The organism is Streptomyces sp. 8N706 (genome assembly GCF_052245415.1).
In the GTDB taxonomy this organism is placed as follows: domain Bacteria; phylum Actinomycetota; class Actinomycetes; order Streptomycetales; family Streptomycetaceae; genus Streptomyces.
In genome coordinates this window covers 88904-104927 of sequence record NZ_JBQQBW010000002.1, presented here as the reverse complement: position 1 = coordinate 104927, position 16024 = coordinate 88904, and the positions used below count along the sequence as shown (strand labels likewise).

General features: G+C 68.9%; 14 protein-coding genes and 2 pseudogenes. 9 read left to right on the top strand and 7 right to left on the bottom strand.

Annotated elements, in window-relative coordinates:
• Window positions 1-47: 47 nt before the first annotated feature.
• From ACTWQE_RS01585 to ACTWQE_RS01575, 3 genes are all read right to left on the bottom strand, one after another.
• On the bottom strand, window positions 48-707 hold the full coding sequence (locus ACTWQE_RS01585) for a GNAT family N-acetyltransferase (protein ID WP_443326933.1): 660 nt from the start codon (window positions 705-707) through the stop codon (window positions 48-50).
• Between the two features lie 1206 nt (window positions 708-1913).
• Window positions 1914-2330: a CBS domain-containing protein gene (locus ACTWQE_RS01580; RefSeq protein ID WP_443326932.1), complete on the bottom strand. Its 417-nt coding sequence runs from the start codon at window positions 2328-2330 to the stop codon at window positions 1914-1916.
• A 26-nt stretch (window positions 2331-2356) separates the two neighbouring features.
• Window positions 2357-2689 (bottom strand): plasmid stabilization protein, encoded by a 333-nt coding sequence (locus ACTWQE_RS01575; RefSeq protein ID WP_443326931.1) that lies wholly within the window; start codon window positions 2687-2689, stop codon window positions 2357-2359.
• Between the two features lie 440 nt (window positions 2690-3129).
• Between ACTWQE_RS01575 and ACTWQE_RS01570 the strand changes: the two genes are divergently transcribed.
• A complete protein-coding gene (locus tag ACTWQE_RS01570) occupies window positions 3130-3477 on the top strand; it encodes a hypothetical protein (RefSeq protein WP_443326930.1) in 348 nt (115 codons plus the stop codon).
• 676 nt (window positions 3478-4153) lie between these two features.
• Window positions 4154-4732, top strand: a complete 579-nt coding sequence (locus tag ACTWQE_RS01565; RefSeq protein WP_443326929.1) for a hemerythrin domain-containing protein — start codon at window positions 4154-4156, stop codon at window positions 4730-4732.
• A gap of 141 nt (window positions 4733-4873) precedes the next feature.
• Here ACTWQE_RS01565 and ACTWQE_RS01560 read toward each other — a convergent pair.
• The 3 genes and pseudogenes from ACTWQE_RS01560 to ACTWQE_RS01550 all read right to left on the bottom strand — a co-directional run.
• Window positions 4874-5134: pseudogene (locus ACTWQE_RS01560) on the bottom strand (SDR family NAD(P)-dependent oxidoreductase); the annotation flags it as partial.
• A gap of 319 nt (window positions 5135-5453) precedes the next feature.
• A complete protein-coding gene (locus ACTWQE_RS01555; protein ID WP_443326999.1) occupies window positions 5454-5948 on the bottom strand; it encodes a DUF5709 domain-containing protein in 495 nt (164 codons plus the stop codon).
• 198 nt (window positions 5949-6146) lie between these two features.
• Window positions 6147-6425 (bottom strand): annotated as a pseudogene (locus tag ACTWQE_RS01550) (class I SAM-dependent methyltransferase); the annotation flags it as partial.
• A 239-nt stretch (window positions 6426-6664) separates the two neighbouring features.
• On the opposite strand from ACTWQE_RS01550, the gene ACTWQE_RS01545 reads away from it, so the two are divergent.
• Entirely contained in the window at window positions 6665-7129 is a 465-nt protein-coding gene (locus tag ACTWQE_RS01545; RefSeq protein WP_443326928.1) for a VOC family protein, read from the top strand.
• A 78-nt stretch (window positions 7130-7207) separates the two neighbouring features.
• On the opposite strand, the gene add is transcribed toward ACTWQE_RS01545, so the two are convergent.
• Entirely contained in the window at window positions 7208-8182 is a 975-nt protein-coding gene (gene add / locus ACTWQE_RS01540) for an adenosine deaminase (protein WP_443326927.1), read from the bottom strand.
• Window positions 8183-8688: 506 nt separating this feature from the next.
• On the opposite strand from add, the gene ACTWQE_RS01535 reads away from it, so the two are divergent.
• The 6 genes from ACTWQE_RS01535 (at window position 8689) to ACTWQE_RS01510 (ending at window position 15986) form a co-directional block, all read left to right on the top strand.
• Complete coding sequence (locus ACTWQE_RS01535) at window positions 8689-8820, top strand: hypothetical protein (RefSeq protein ID WP_443326926.1); 132 nt, start codon at window positions 8689-8691, stop codon at window positions 8818-8820.
• 263 nt (window positions 8821-9083) lie between these two features.
• Window positions 9084-9386 carry a hypothetical protein gene (locus ACTWQE_RS01530; RefSeq protein WP_443326925.1) on the top strand — a complete coding sequence of 101 codons (303 nt, stop codon included), beginning with the start codon at window positions 9084-9086 and terminating at the stop codon, window positions 9384-9386.
• A 610-nt stretch (window positions 9387-9996) separates the two neighbouring features.
• Window positions 9997-10989 carry an LLM class flavin-dependent oxidoreductase gene (locus ACTWQE_RS01525; RefSeq protein WP_443326924.1) on the top strand — a complete coding sequence of 331 codons (993 nt, stop codon included), beginning with the start codon at window positions 9997-9999 and terminating at the stop codon, window positions 10987-10989.
• Between the two features lie 783 nt (window positions 10990-11772).
• On the top strand, window positions 11773-12567 hold the full coding sequence (locus ACTWQE_RS01520) for a hypothetical protein (RefSeq protein WP_443326923.1): 795 nt from the start codon (window positions 11773-11775) through the stop codon (window positions 12565-12567).
• Between the two features lie 620 nt (window positions 12568-13187).
• The gene (rox, locus tag ACTWQE_RS01515; protein WP_443326922.1) at window positions 13188-14654 is read left to right on the top strand and encodes a rifampin monooxygenase; all 1467 of its coding nucleotides are present in this window, start codon (window positions 13188-13190) and stop codon (window positions 14652-14654) included.
• Between the two features lie 453 nt (window positions 14655-15107).
• Window positions 15108-15986: an alpha/beta hydrolase fold domain-containing protein gene (locus tag ACTWQE_RS01510; RefSeq protein ID WP_443326921.1), complete on the top strand. Its 879-nt coding sequence runs from the start codon at window positions 15108-15110 to the stop codon at window positions 15984-15986.
• Window positions 15987-16024 lie beyond the last annotated feature (38 nt).

Genomic DNA, 16024 nt, shown 5'->3' with positions numbered 1-16024 from the left:
CACCCGCTGGTCCCCGAACGTGCGGTCCCGGGCGAGGATGGTCGGGCTCAGGTTGGGGCGGGGAGATCTGCTCCCGGTCGCCTGCGTTCGAGGCCACGAGCGATTCGTTGTTCGAGCCTCTTCCGGCAGTCCGACCACTCGGCTGCGGTGATCGAAAAGATCGCAGAGTCACGGAGCCGGCCTTCCTCGCCCGGCGCCCACGACTGGGACCAGTTCCGCAGCACACCCTCGAAGCGTGCACCGACACCTTCGATCGCGGCCCGTGAGCGGCTGTTGCGCGCGTCCGTCTTCAAGTCGAGGCGTGCCACTCCCCAGTTTTCGAAGGCGTGCCGGAACAATAAGTACTTGGCCTCGGTGTTCGTCCCTGTGCCCTGGGCCGACGTCGCGAGCCAGGTGGCACCCACCTCGATCGCGCACAGCCTGTCGACTGTCGGCCACAGCCACGGATCCAAGTAGGCCGTGGCCCCGACTGCCCGCCCCGACGACTGCTCCACCTGCGCGTAGGGAGCCAGCGTCCCAGCCGCGGCGCGGGCGAGCTGGGCATCGATGTATCCCTCGACCCCGGCCGCCGTAGGCACCCACGTGAACCGATAGGAGCTCCGGTTCTCTTCCGCCGCCACGGCCAAGTCCGCCGCATGGCGTTGATCCAGTGGTTCCAGGCGCACGAGCGTGCCTTCCAGAACCGGTCCCTCAAGCGTGAAAGTCATCGATTACCCATCCCGCACAGGCTGTTCGTCACCAGGCCGCAGGCCCCAGGCCCGTAGCGTTCCAGAGTCATCGCGTTATGTCGCACGAATTCCGCACGGAGCAAGGCCCGCCGGACAGGGCCTGGCAGCTGAGGACGGACTCGACGCCGATCTCATCGGGTGCATCCACCATGAACTGTCCCGCAGCCTGAACCTTCCGCCAGACGCTGGGCAAGGAGAACGTACAGAACCGCGGCCGGGCCGACGTCCAGAACTGCGGCCTCTCGGACGGCGACGCTGCTACCGAGCGTCACAGCACCATCTTCGGACAGGACGCACACCCCGGGAGGGGCCGACCCAGCCCGCAGCACCGACCTTCGCGGACAGCTCGCTGCCCACCATCGGGTTGCGCCCCTGTGCCTCGTCGTAGAGCTGATCGCGGGTGGGTCCCTTCGAACCCCTGGGCTGCTCGAGCGCTCGCCTCCGCGCTGCGGGCGGGTGTCGGGGTCCCTTGTGGACGTACGACTGGCCGACACGGCCCTAGCGGAAGGAGCGCTGCCCGTGTCCAAGGGGCCTTCGAGGCGCGCCCCTTCCTCTGCAGGGCCACAATGGTCGTGGCTGTCAGCAACGTGCCATGGATTCCCACACAGCGCCACGATGCGCTTCCCTCAGGAAAGGCGGCGCCTTATGACGGCGAAGGCAGGGGAGAAGGCGCAGAAGACCGGCGACTTCTACTGCGCCAAGTGCGACGGCAAAGTGCACGTAAAGCAGGGGGACAAGATCCCGAAGTGCCCTAATGGTCACACGGAATTCGAAACCCGTCGCCACGAACCGGACACGAAATCATAGATCGCACTCACGCACTGTGAGCCGAGAAGTGACCTCGTCGAGTAAGTGCCGTGCCCCGCACGGTGTCGGCCTTTGCGGGGCTTGACCTGTGTCCGCGTGGATGCCATGGGACTTCCCGCGCCGCACCTCGGCCAGACATACGCGACCTCAGTGACCTCCTCCACAACTTCGCCGTGGGGTCGATTGCGCAGCGGGACGTGTGCGTCGGCGGACCCAGCGGGTACCGCGGCCCGACGGGAGCACATCCGGCTCTTCGGGAGTCCACACCGGCACAGGAGGAGCATCCTGGGCCCACGGCACCTCGGAGCCGGGGTATCGGTGGCCGTCCACGGGCCGTAGTCGAGCAGGTACATCACTGTTCAACAGGGCCGGATCCGGTCAGTCGGTGGAGAGGGCTTGGAGGAGGTCGCCCACCTGCGGATCAGAGAGGGCTCGGGCGACGTCGGCCTGAGCGACGATGCCGACCAATTCATCGCCGTCGATCACCGGAAGCCGGCGCACCTTGTGTTCGGTCATGGTGGCCATGATCTCTTCTGCGTCGTCGTCGGCGCCGATGGTGACGGCTGCGCCCTGGGCGAGCTCTCCGATCGTCACCTGCCCGGGGTCCCTCCCGTGGCCGAGGACGTTCACCACGATGTCGCGGTCGGTGATCATTCCCTTGAGCCTGTTGTCGGTGCCGCAGATGGGCAGGGCTCCGACACCGAGGTCGGTCATCCGCAGGGCGGCCTGCAGGACAGTGTCGTCACTGCCGATGCACTCGGCACCGGGAGTCATGATCTCTCGCGCGGTGGCCACAGCGCGGTTCTCCCTCCTGCTGCCTGCTAGCGGCCGAGGGCCTTGGCGAGCTCGTCCTTGGTCATCGAGGAACGGCCCTCGATGTTCCGCTTCTTCGCCTCGTTGTAGAGCTGATCACGGGTGGGGCCCTTCGGCCCGGTGCGACTGCCCGAGCGCTCGCCTCCGCGCTGCGGGGCGGACTTCGGGTCCTGCGTTGACGTACGGCTGGCCGACTTGGCCTCACCGGAGCGCGCCCGTTCCTTGTTCACCGTCCGGGCGGCGATCTCCTTGGCCCGGCCGGAGGACGTGCCGCGCTCCTCCGCGCCCTTCTTGATGTGCTCGTACTGCCGTTCGCGCTTCCGGCTTGATCCTGCAGGCATGATCAGCCTCCTCACTCGTGTGATGTTTTTCGTGTTCCACGACCACGCCAGGCCATGCGGGCACGACGCGGTAGACCTCAGCCCTGCTTCCGCGTTGTGGGCCGGGCACACGTGGCGATCGAGCTCCTCACCCAAACACCACGGCCGAAGGGTCGGCGGGACCACCGGCTGGTGAGTGGCTGCGGCAGAAGTTGCCCACGGAACGTCACCGCCGAATCTGTAACGTGACCGCGGGGGCCCCGCCGGTGGCCCTTGCACGTCGCCAGTCGGCTTCGGAGGCGGGGTTTGAGTAGCCGTCCGTGCGGCACTCGCAACGAGATCGCGCACTGCACAGCGGGAGAAAAGCGCTGGTGGAAGGGGCGGCCCGCAGGGCGCGGCCCAGCCCGAGAGCCAGTACCGCTCCTGATCGCGCGGCCGTAGAGAACGAATGAGGAGGCACGATGACTGCCGCGAACCGTGACGGTTTGCCCCTGCCCGACTACGACCAGTTGTCGGTCGAGACTCTGACCCACCGCATTCGGAGCCTGACCGCCGAGCAGATCGATGAACTGCAGGGATACGAGCGTGCGCATGCAAACCGCGCCCCGGTTCTCCAGGTGCTGGAACAGCGGGCCGAGCAGCTGGCGAGCGGAGCCACACCCTCGCCGGGCAGCTCGCAGGAGCGGCCGGAACAACCGCCGGCGCCGTCGGGCGGTTCACAGGTGACCCCGGAGACGGCGGCCCCGCCCATCCACCCGCCGCGCCACGGTGCGCCTGACCTGCCGGGCAAGCAGCCGAACAACCCATAGTGAGAGCTCATCGCCGACTCAGGAATAAACAGGAATAAAGGCGCACCAGAGATGCCAAGCAACGGCGGCGCGACGCCCACCGCGGCGCGACGCCCACCGGTCCGCTCACCACAGACGAGAGCGTGGCGGCCGGCGTGGATGCTGCTGGACTCGCTGGAATGCTCAGGAGCGAGGAGCGGCCGCTACCAGCCCGCACTCAGAGGCTGCTCCTGTGCCACCTCGCCTGCCCACGTGCGCCGGCAGCGGGGTTGATCATCTGGCTTCGGCCACGTGCAGCGACACCGGCTCATCCTCGGCCACATAGGTCGCCGCGCCGTCACCAGCCGGCTCGTCCCTCCAGGCGGTTTCGCCGCCCTCGAGGTACTTCAGCAGGGTGCCCTCACGGAGCGCCCACGGAGAGATGTGCTCACCTCCGCCCTACGGGCGGCGGTGGCCGGCGGCTACCTGCTGCCGGCTGCTCAGGTCCGGCGCGCGAATCCCCAAGCAGGCGGGAGCCGGTGGCGGACCGGGACACCGGGAGGCGGGGGGCCTGTGGAGCTCAAAGTCTGGGCAGGGACCCGTCGGCCTGTGAGAAGTGCGGGTTTCCGTTGCGCCACCAGGGTCACCCGTTTCCTCGACACGACCCGGAGGCACTGGCTGTCCGGGCCGGCGAGAGCCAGGACAGGGAGGTAGCGCCATGAGCAGTGCGCAGACGGAACGTGCGGAGGCGGCGAAGCTGCCGGAGGGCGATGTCGTGGGCATCCTGCTCGAGCAGCATGCTCGCATCCGAGACCTCTTTTCGGATGTGAAGAGCGCCGAGGGCGAACACAAGCAGCAGGCCTTCGACGAGCTGCGGGCCCTGCTGGCGGTACACGAGACCGCCGAGGAGATGATCCTCCGCCCGGTCGCGAAAGACACAGCCGGTGAGACGGAGGCCGACGCTCGCAACAAGGAAGAGGCGGACGCGAACAAGATTCTGGCCGAGCTGGAGAAGATGGACCCCTCGACAGCCCAGTTCGACACCAAGCTCGCCAACTTCGAGAGGGCCGTGATCGACCACGCCGAACATGAGGAGCGGGAGGAGTTCCCCTTCGTAGTGCGGGAGTGCCCCCAGGACAAGCGCCGGAGCATGGGCACCAGGCTGCAGACAGTGGAGGAGATAGCTCCCACCCATCCACATCCGGGTGCGGCCGGATCGCCGATGGCGCAGTGGACGGTCGGTCCCTTCGCCTCCATCGCCGACCGGACCAGGGACGCCCTCAAGCGCACCGGCTGAACCTGACCGGGCTGCGGCTCCGGGCATCGCCGCCGGTCGATGTCGCCCAGTCCACAGGCAACTGCTGGCGCAGGCTCGACCCGAGAGAGCGCGCACCGCGTGCTTCGACATGCTGTACGGGTGGCTGTACGGCTGGGCGACCGCGCCCACGATGGACGAGATGTTGATCAGCGTGCCCGCGCCGTGCTCCCGCATGGCCCCAAGGGGCGGCCCGCGCCCCCTGCGCGTAGCCCGTCCATTGACGCCGATGATCCTGCGGAAGTCCTCCAGCGGCACGCCTTCGAAGCGGCCGAATGCGTTGACGGCCGCGTTGCGGACCCCCACGTCGATCCGGCCGAACCGCTCCACGGCACGCTGCGTGAGGTCCTCGACCGCCTTGACGTCCGTCGTGTCGGTGGGCACGACCAGCGTCCGTGCCCCCGGTGCCTCTCGAGCTCGCGGGCGGCCACCGCCAGCGCTTCCCCACGCCGTGCGACCAGCACCACGGCGCAGCCTTTACGTGCGACCGTCTCGGCGGTGGCCCGCCCCGATGCCGCTCGACGATCCGGTCACCACCACCACGCGATCACTACGCCGCATTCCGTACCACCTTAGGTCGCGCCCGAGCCGCGACACTGCGCTCTCCCTGCCGCCGAGCGGGTACCCATAGCCGCGGGCCGGAGTCCGGCGGCGATCACGGTCGCCGTCGGTACCGTGATCTGTGCGTGGCGGACTCCATCGATCAGTGGTCCGGTTCCCTGTCGTCGATGTCCTTGAGTTGTCCGTCCCCGACGATGTGCACGGCGGCTTCCTCGGCTCCGGCGGCGCCCGCGTCGATGCCCTTGTCTGTGGCGACGGCTTCCTTGGTGGTGTCGGCGCGGGTTCCCTCGTCGGGGGCGACGAGTCGGCCTGACCGGTCCGTGCCGGCTTCGGAGTCGATCGGCTCTCCCTCACCCTCCGGCAGGTCTCCCACACCGTCGCCCGCCGGTTCCCCGACGTCGGGGGCCTCCTCGGCCAGTCGCTGGTCGAGCGTCTTGCCCTCGGACTGCTCGGCCGCCGTCGTGCAGTGCTTGGTGACGCCCAGCGGCTTCTCGGGCGGGGAGTAACCTTCGTCGAGCATCTCGTCGTAGTCGCGCTCGTCCACGGCGTCCTGCAGATCCAGGGGAGCCGCGTCCTCTTGCTCCTCGTTGGTGTCGGTCGGCTGGTACACGTTGTCCGCCATGTCTTCGCCGCTCATGGCTGCCTCCTGGGCGCTGGCTTCCGGTCGTTTCTGGGTGTCGCGCACGGCGCGTCGCCTTCCGCGTTTCCGTTTCCGGCGACGTGACACAGCACCCCGTCGCGCAGGGGTTGGACGGGCGGCTTCCCGAGAGGCGTACCAGTGGCAACAGGGCTGCTGAACAATTTGGTGGGCTGAGAACGGCCGAATGTGCGCGAACACCGCGTCCACCGAGGCGTCCGCGAGCGGAAGCCGCTCGCGCACGTCGAGCACCGCGGTGGTGACCCGCTCCGCCACACCCTGGGTGGTGGCCGTCTGGCCCAGCTGTTCCAGGCCGACCGGGCTGAAGTCGGTGGCCAGCACGGTGAAGCCCTCGCGGGCGAAGTGCAGCGCGTCACGGCCGTGCCCGGCGCCCAGCTCCAGTACCTCGCGGGCACCGGTGCCACGGAAGACGTCGGCCGCGTGAACGGCCGGCTCGGACGGCTCCTGGCCGTACATGCCGGGGTGCTCGCCGTAGGCCTGCTGCCCAGCGCTCCCGCTGGGCCTCGACCAGCTCCTGCTCGTGCTCCGACATGCCGAAACCCCTTCCCACCTCCCGGCCGGCGCCGGGTTCTGTGCACGTCAGCCCAGATCCATGCCGTACGAGCACCACCTGGTGGGCACGACGACTCCCAACGGGTACCAGGCGCGGGCGGCACACCCCTCAATGTCAGTGCCGGGGCTTATAAATGGTGACCATGACCGCAACACCCGTGCACTGGAAGCTCGTCGTCGACGCCCACGATCCGCACGCGCAGGCCGACTTCTGGGCGGCCGCGCTGCACTACAAGGTCGAGGACCACAGCACCCTCATCGGCAAGCTCCTCGACCTCGGCGCCATCCCTCCCGAGATCTTGGTCGACCACCATGACCGGCACGCCTGGCGTGACGCGGCGGCGGTACGCCACCCCGAGGATCCGTACGACCCGGAGAGCGGAACGGGCCTGGGGCGCCGGCTGCTCTTCAATCGCGTGCCGCAGTCGGAGAAGAAGACGACCAAGAACCGTCTCCACATCGACCTGCACGGCCCGTCCGGCGAGCGGCACACGGAGGTGGAGCGCCTCCACGTCCTCGGCGCCCGGATCCAGACCCATGTCAAGGAACCGTCCGGGGAATGGGTGGTCATGACGGACCCGGAGGGCAACGAGTTCTGCGTGCACTAGCTCGTTGTCAATCGTGATCATTTGGCTGGGAGGACCCCGGCGCCCGTCACCTCAGACCCGTCGGTGCCCGTCTTTCGCTCAAAGTCCATGGTCTCCAATGGCCTGTCCGTTGTGCAGCCACTGATCGATCTCGGCACTGATCCGTGCCTTCACCCCCACAGGAGCGAAGCTTGCCCCGACCGAAGCGTGGGCCATGCTCGCCAGCTCGGCATCGCCGTACCCGAAGATCTGTCTGGCGCGCTCGTACTCCGCCGCCAGCGGCGTCTCCCCATCGGTGTTCAAGGTGACCACCAGATCGGCCTCGACCAGGCGCGGCAGCGGGTGCTGGGCCAGAGACGGCACCAGCCCCAGCAGGACATTGGAGGAGGGGCACACCTCCAGCGGCACACGGCGTGTACACAACTCGGCCACCAGGTCCGGATCCTCCAGTACGCGGATGCCGTGCCCGATCCGCTCGGTGTCTCCCACTGCCAAGGCCTCCCAGACGCTGGCCGGGCCAGCCGTCTCTCCGGCGTGGTGCACCAGGTGCAGTCCCGCCTCGCGGGCGGCCCGGAACACCTCGACGAAGGGGGCTGCCGGGTAGGCCTCGTCTCCTGCCAAGCCGATGGCGATCACCTGCGGGTACCGGGTGGCCAGCTTGAAGGTATGCCACAGCCGCTCGACAGGGCGACGGCGCGAGTGGTCCAGGATCACCTGAGTCTGGATGCCGTACCGCTGTTCGCCGACGGCCAGTCCCTCCAACACCGCTTCCAGCGGCATCTCCGGATCGCCAAGGCGCTCGCCGTGAGCCGCCGCGGTGAAGGTGACCTCCGCGTAGCGGACCCCCTGTGCCGCCTCGTCCTGGCAGAACTCCTCGGCGATACGGCGAAATTGCCGGTAGCCGCGCAGCAGGGCGCGCACGGTGGCCCGCTGGTCGGCAAACTCGCGGAAACTGGTGAACGGCCGGTCCTGGGCGGGTGGCTCACCCCCCAGCTCGCGAACGGTATCGGGCCGGACCGTGCTTTCCAGATGGGTGTGCAGATGAGCCTTGGGCAACAGGCGAAGATCTCTCACCCGGGCAACTCTACGCAGGCGGCGACCTCGCTCATCAGCGCTACGGCCAGGTTCTCTCGCGAGAACGCCACCGCCGCCGACGGACGCGGCGAGGAGAACATCGCCTGGGACTCCGTGGCCTTCAGCCGCTGCCTGGCAAGCCGAAAAACTTCGTGGTCGCTCTAAGGGACTCCTACTCCTCCGGCGAGGGTGCCACCGCGACCGGAAGGCAAGGACTACCACCCGGAGACCGGCTTCCGCGACAAGGTCAACGAGGGCCCACGACGAGGGCGAGGTCGAGGTCGACACGACCGCGAAGTGCCACCGGTCCAAGCTTGCCTGGTCCCGCCAGGCCACCCTGCCGGGCGCCGCGACCACCAACGGAGAGATGGCGGACGCGCGGGACAATAACATGGACTACCACTGCGTCGCGTGCTCCGGTGCTCGCACCTACAACGTGACGGGCGGCGGCCAGGGCGAGGTGCCGCAGATCCACGGCGGGCTACCCCGACCAGAACACCACCCTGGTGACGATCATTGTCGGCGGCAACGACCCCGCTTCACCGACGTCGTCAAGAAATGCGTGGACCACCCGGCTGGAGTCCCGCCCCGGCAAGGACAGCGCCGACGTCGTCGAGACGTCCAGGGCGTGCGTCTGACCAAGCTCAACGACAACTACACCTGGTTCCAGCCCGAGCCCGTGAACACCTGCGCCGCCCCGTCGATGACCTACGACGGTGAGGTCTGGTGGTCGTCGGACTCCACGATTGTCCGACACCGAGGGCGACGCAAGGGGAGCCGTCACCGAGGAGCTCCAGGGTCGCCGCTGGTCCACGGCTGGACCGGCGCACCGTGCCGGGGTGCTGAGTGGATGAGTACGAGTACTCAGGATGCCGGCCCGCCCTTACGAAAGGCTTATCCCATGGAACGCCAGCCACGCCAACATGACGGTCTGATCGCCGTCCTCGTCGGACTCTTCGACTTCCTGCTCGTGATCATCCTGGGATACGGAATGGTAGTCTCCGGAATCAGCTTCGGCGCCCCCAACCAGTACGAGATGCAGCGGACGGCCGAGGAGCAGCACGGCATCCTCGTCTTCAGCGCATGGCTGGCAGGCGGCGGCTTCGCCCTCGCCGCGGGCCTACGCTTTTGGAAGACCGGCATCATCCACCTCGCCATCATCGGCCTCCCCCTCCTGGCATACGTCGCCTGGAAGAGCCAGTAGGTCTGATGTAGCGGGTGGTAAAGCGCCTTGCCGTCACCCTGGTCCCCGCACACCCTTGGCGACATGGCCTGGGATCAGCAGGCCTTCCAGCGCTATCAGCAGCCGAGGCCATTGCGCAGTTCGCGTACAGCGCCGATATCCGTGCCAGTCACGGGGACCGCAGCCCCATCAATGCCCGGACTGTGGCGAGGGAGTTGGACAGGGCGCTGGCCGCAGTGCAGGAGCTGGAAATGCCCGCCGCCACCCGCGAGCAGGTGACCGCCGAGCTGACCGCAGCGCGCGGAGAACTGGAGGCCGGAGAGACCGGCGCTGCACGGCCCGCCTGGCCGGGCTCCTGACCATGGGTGGCACGGTCGGGAGAGCGCGAAGAACTTAGCCCTCGCCGGACCACAATACAATCCGGGCCCGCATGGCCACATCAGCAGACACCTGACGCGAGCTCGCCAACTCCCGTAAATCATCGATCTGTTCCGAGGTGAGATCCATGCCGGGGACAACGAGCCCTTCGGCGAAAGGTGACTCGAACAGGATCACGAGACACAAGTAGCTCCGTGGTGCGAAGAAAGACCATCGCTCTGCTCGCCGAACGCGTGATCTCTATGCTGGCGACATGGTCGATATACCTCTTTCAGCGCTGGAAGTCGCGATGGTCCAAACGGATGCCCGAGCGGTGGATACCCTGCGGGACACCGCGGCCTTCGCACAGGGACTGGAACGGCTGGGCTACCACCGGATCTGGTACGCCGAGCATCACCACTCGCCCGCGATCGGCGCCTTCCCACCAGTGGTGTTGACCGCGCACTCTGCTGCTTCGACCTCGGTCATCCGTCTCGGTTCGGGTGGAGTACTGGCCCCCAACCACGCACCCATCACGCTGGCGGAGCAGTTCGGAACGCTGGCCGCCTTGCACCCGGACCGCATCGACTTGGGCATCGGCCGCGGACCTGGCACATTTGACGAGGCCACCGCACGGGCCCTTCGCCGCGGAGCAGCACCGGCGACGGATGCGGAGTACCAAGGCGACATAGCCGCGATCCTGTCCTTTCTGGTCGACGAAGTCGCACTCGGCCCGCTGCCGGAGCCATGGCTGCTGGCCTCCAGCACCGCAGGTGCTGCTCTGGCCGCGGGACTCGGCCTGCCGATCGCCATGGCACACCACATCCGGCCGGACAACACCCTCGCGGCCGTGGAACGTTACCGGACGGGGTTCACCCCGTCCCGTTGGTGCGAGCAACCTCGGGTGCTGTTGTGCGTGGAGGCGGTGTGTGCCGAGACGGAAGAAGAAGCCGCGTGGCGAGTCGGACCGATGGACGTCGTCAAAGCCGGGCTCCTCAAAGGATCGAGTGAGACGCCCTTCCCCACGCCTGCCGAGGCGGCCACCCACGCCTTCACGGCGAAGGAGCGACAGGCGCTGGCCGGCTTCCGGGCACAGCAAGCCGTCGGGACACCCAAGACCGTCGTGCAACGGCTCACGCAACTGGTTGGTGAGACCGGAGCAGACGAACTGATGCTGACCACACCCGTCTACGACCTCCGCGACCGCATTCGCTCCTACGAACTCATCAAGAAATACTCCGAGGCCACGACAGCACCGGCCGCGTGAACGGCTGGCTCGGACGGCTCCTGGCCGTACATGCCGGGGTGCTCGCCACAGACCGGCTGCCAGTGCTCCCGCTGGGCATCGATCAACTCCCGCTCGTCCTCCGACATGCTGACGCCTTCCCATTCCCACCGCCCGGTCGGCGCCGGGCTCAACGCGGGGGAGCTTAGATCCATGCCGTACGAGCACTACCTGGTGGGCACCGCCCGCTGTCACAGACATCCCGCGCGGCTGACTCGTCAAGCGGCTTGGTCGGGAACCTCTGCCGGGGTCACGGTTGGGGAATGCCTTCGTGTCGTCGTCGGCGAGCACGGTGGATGAAGTCGAGCAGCGGCTGCGGGCGGCCGGGCCGGGCGAGCGCGGTCGCGGTGGAGCAGGCTTCGGCCCCCGCGTGCGGCGACCAGTCCCCGACGGGCGAGGTCCTCGCGCTGGCGGTGCAGGGTGTGTGCGGTCCACGCGCCGCGCCCGGGCCTGGTCGTACGAGCGGTGGTGCCCCGCAGATGGAGATCGGGCATGGGTGCTCAGCCGGTGAGTCCGGCGACCTTCCCGGCCAGTCCTTCGCCGCCGGGCAGCACGCCTTTGGTGTTGCAGGGCCGGAAGATCCATCACCGCGCTCCCGCCCGCCCACTGGTCTGCTGCGCCGACTGCCCTGACACGTGGTCGGCTTGAGTGGCAGAGTGCGGGCCCGGGCGGTTCTGGTCGGGGTGCGCGGCGAAAGAAGAGGGGGCGGGGTTGGACGGGCAGGTGACGGCCGCGGTGATCGGCGGTGCGTGCACGTTGGCCGGCGTGGCTGTGGGGGCGGTGGGCGCCTTCGCGGCGGCCCGGGCCCAGGTGGCCGCTGCGCGGGCCCAAGCGGATGCCATGCTCGAGCAGGCCGACGCCACCTACCGCGCCGCGCTCGACCAGGCGCGGCTGGAGCGGCGTTCGGCTCACGAGCAATGGCAGCGGGGCTTGCGGCGGGACGCGTGTGCGGCGTTCAGTGCTGCCCTCGTCGAGGTCGAGCGCCGGGTGGCCCGGGCCGAACTCCTCGCCGATGACGACACGCTCACCTCCGGTGCCCTGGGCAGCGCGATTCGGGCGCTGGACGGGTCGCGGGCCGGGGTGGAGCTGGAGGGTCCCGGCGTCCTCGCGGCAGGGGCGGCCAACGCCTGCGCGCGAGCTGAGGCCGCGGCGGGTCTGGCACTGCAGCTGGCTCCCCGGGCCGGGGCGCAGAGGGCCATGGATCTGGCTACCTCGACCGCCAGTGACACCGAGCGTGGGAACCCCGACTCGCCCGGTGGGCGTGCCCTGGCGGCGCACCGCGAGTTCGTGCGGCTGCGCGAGGCGGTGCATCGGCTGCGCACCGGTGCCCTCGGCCAGGAGGGATACGCAGCGGCCCGCGACCGGACGGCGGCGAGCTTCGAGGCGGCCGGGTTCCTCACCCCTCAGCAGAGCAGGGCCCTGCTCTCGGACCCGTCGGGAGACGCGGCCCTGCAGATCGGTCACCAGCACGCCCTGGCGCTGGAGCGCCTGGCTGAGGCGCGGACCGCCTTCGTCGCCGCCGCCCGTGACTGCCTTGATGTCCTGCAGAGTGGCGACTGACCCACACCCCACCCACTGAGCCCGCGGCAAGGGGGAGCGTAGGGCCGTTCACCCAAGTGGTGTCGTCGTGGGCGTACTCGGGCCGTGCATGCGTTTGGCGAGCTCCGCCCAGCGCTCGTGCGGCGCGGCGACGAACGCACCATGAGAATGGCCGCGCTCTCGACTCCGAGCCGACCTTGCTGAACAGGGTGGAGAACCTCTCGTTCCGCGGCTGCCTCCGCAGGCCCATGGGAGGTCCTCCTGGGCTGCCGGCGTCGCCGTACGCGGCGCGTCACCGCTTCGGGAGGAGTCAGTCCGTCCACAGCGGACGACAAGCGGACGACAAAAAGGCAAAGGCAAGGAGGTCACCCACTCCTTGCCACTCTCAACGTATAGCGCGCCGGGGGCCTTGCGGCAAGACCCGGGTCGTGCTGCAGAATCTCCGGCCGAAGCCAGAACCTGCGGAAATCAGGGATTCGCGACGTACCTGCGCTTGGTCGACGTGTGGGTCTCGCGGGACGTCGAACCGCCGGTGGGACTCGGGTGCGGTTGCGGGGACTCGGCGCGGAGGTGCGGGTGTGCGCGCCGCCGGACTGCGCGGAGCAGCCGGCCAAATCCATCTCGTTGAATGGGGGGTTTTGATGATTGACGTGATCGTGGTCGGCGGCGGACCGACCGGCTTGATGCTGGCCGGCGAGTTGCGGCTGCACGGCGTGCACGTGGTCGTGCTGGAGAAGGAGGCGGAGCCGACCGGGCAGGCCCGCGCGCTCGGCCTGCACGCGCGCAGCGTCGAAGTGATGGACCAGCGCGGTCTGCTGGAGCGGTTCCTCGCGCTCGGCGAGCAGTTCGCGGTCGGCGGATTCTTCGCCGGCATCGACAAGCCGTGGCCTGACCGGCTGGACACCGCACATTCGTACGTCCTCGCCATCCCGCAGAGCATCACCGAGCGCCTGCTGGCCGAGCACGCCACCGAGCTCGGTGCCGAGATCCGGCGCGGCTGCGAAGTGGTCGGGCTGAGCCAGGACGAGGACGGGGTGGCCGTCGAGCTGGCCAGTGGGGGCACCCCCGCCAATGAGGGCGTAGCCGGCGGGGGAGGCACGCAGCTGCGCTCGCGCTACCTCGTCGGCTGTGACGGTGGCCGCAGTGCGGTGCGCAAGCTGCTCGGCGTCGGCTTCCCCGGCGAGCCCACCAGGGTCGAGACGCTGCTGGGCGAGGTGGAGGTGGCCGTGGGGCCGGAGACGCTGGCCGCCGTGGTGGCCGAAGTCCGCAAGACCCATGTGCGGTTCGGCACCATGCCGCTCGGGGACGGGGTGTACCGCCTCATCGTGCCCGCCGAAGGGGTGGCCGAGGACCGCACGGTCCCACCGACCCTCGAGGAGCTCAGGCAGCGGGTGCGGGCGATCGCCGGCACCGACTTCGGCGCGCACTCACCGCGCTGGCTCTCCCGCTTCGGTGACGCCACCCGGCTGGCCGAGCGCTACCGGACCGGCCGGGTGCTGCTGGCCGGCGACGCGGCGCACATCCACCCGCCGACCGGCGGGCAGGGGCTCAACCTCGGCGTGCAGGACGCGTTCAACCTCGGCTGGAAGCTGGCCGCCGAGGTCAACGGCTGGGCACCGGAGGGGCTGCTGGACAGCTACCACGCCGAACGGCACTCGGTGGCCGCCGACGTGCTGGACAACACCCGCGCGCAGACCGAGCTGCTGTCCCCCGAGCCGGGTCCCCGGTCAGTGCGCCGGCTGGTGTCGGAACTGATGGACTTCGAGGACGTGAACCGGTACCTGATCGAGAAGATCTCTGCGATCGGGGTCCGCTACGACTTCGGCGAAGGACATGAACTGCTCGGCCGGCGGATGCGGGACGTGGGGCTGAAGCGGGGGCGCCTCTACGAGCTGATGCACGGCGGCCGCGGGCTGCTGCTCGACCAGACCGGCCGGCTCTCGGTGGCGGGCTGGGCGGATCGGGTCGACCACGTCGTCGACGTCAGCGAGGAACTGGACGCGCCCGCGGCGCTGCTGCGGCCGGACGGTCACGTGGCGTGGGTCGGTGAAGATCAGCAGGATCTGCTCAGCCAGCTGCCCCAGTGGTTCGGCGCTGCCGTCAGCTGAGCATGCAGTTGCGGTTCGAAAGGGTGGGACCTGTCTCCGGCCGAGTCCGGCGCGGTCCGGTGCCGCACCCCGTCGGCTCGAAGCCCCCCGGAGCCGGTGTTGGGGTGGTCGGGCCCCAGTCCCCGTTCTCGTCGGCCAGCAGATCAGCGTAAGGCTGCTGCGGCTCCCGCAACGGCCCCCGGCTCACCCCGGAAGCCACCGAGCGAGGACCGAGCGTAGAACGTGTACCGATGGCCGGGCCGCCCGAGATGAGCTTGGGCCGCACTGACCAAGTGCTGGAAATAGTCGACGCGGCGGCGACCTGGCCGGCATTGCCGAGGCGATCGCCGGTCTGAACTTCGAAGATGGCGAGCGTGGGGGCTTGAATCCTCCTCTGCTACTGCCGATTCGCCAGATTGAGGCGACATTTAAATGTGTTGCCGGTGCCGATGACCACCCGGTAGACCACTGATCATGGACATCACCCGCATCCCCGCCGAACCCGATACCACCACAGCCGGCGCCGCGGTCATGGCAGAACTGGCCAGCCTCGGGGGCCGGTCCTTCGCGTTGCCCGCTGACGCCGACCTGAGCCCGGTGCTGCCTGAGAGCGGGGGCGTGTCCGCGGTCTGGGTGACGGCGGGTGGGGCGTCCGTCGAGGACGGTGTGGTGCTCTACGTCCACGGGGGCGGGTTCGAGCACCGTATGCCGGAGTTGATGAACCTGACGGCCCACCGGGTCTCCCGGGCAACCGCCCGCCCTGTGCTCGTCGTGCATTACCGCCTGGCCCCGGCCCATTCCTACCCGGCTCCGCTGGACGACGTCGTTGCCGTTTATCGGAGCCTGCTCGACCAGGGTGTGCCCGCTGCGAAGATCGTCGTCTTCTGTGAGTCCTCCGGTGCCACGCTGGCGCTGTCCGCCCTGCTCGCCCTCAAGGAGTCCGGCACCGCCCTCCCGGCGGCCGTCATCGCCAACTCCGCGGTCACCGACCTCACTCTGTCCAGCCCGTCCATTGACGCCAACGCCGCTCACGACTCAGGCGTCGACCGCGCGCTGCTCACCCGCCTCATCGGCCAGTACCTGGGCGGCGCCCGGCCTGACCAAGCCCCACAGTCACCGATCCACGGCGCCCTCGACGGCCTTCCGTCGCTGCTGTTCACGGTCGGCGCGGCGGAGGCGCTCCTTGACGACACCCTGCGTTTCGCGCAGGCCGCCTCCGACGCCGGGACCAAGGTCTCCGTCGACGTGTACGAGGCGATGCCGCATGTATTCCAGGTCACGATCTTGTCCGAGGAGAACCCGACAGGCAGGAAATTGCTGGAACGAATTGCTGAGTGGGTCGTCGGCGCATAGGCATACAGTGCAGGCTGGCCAACCGCACCCACGTCGAC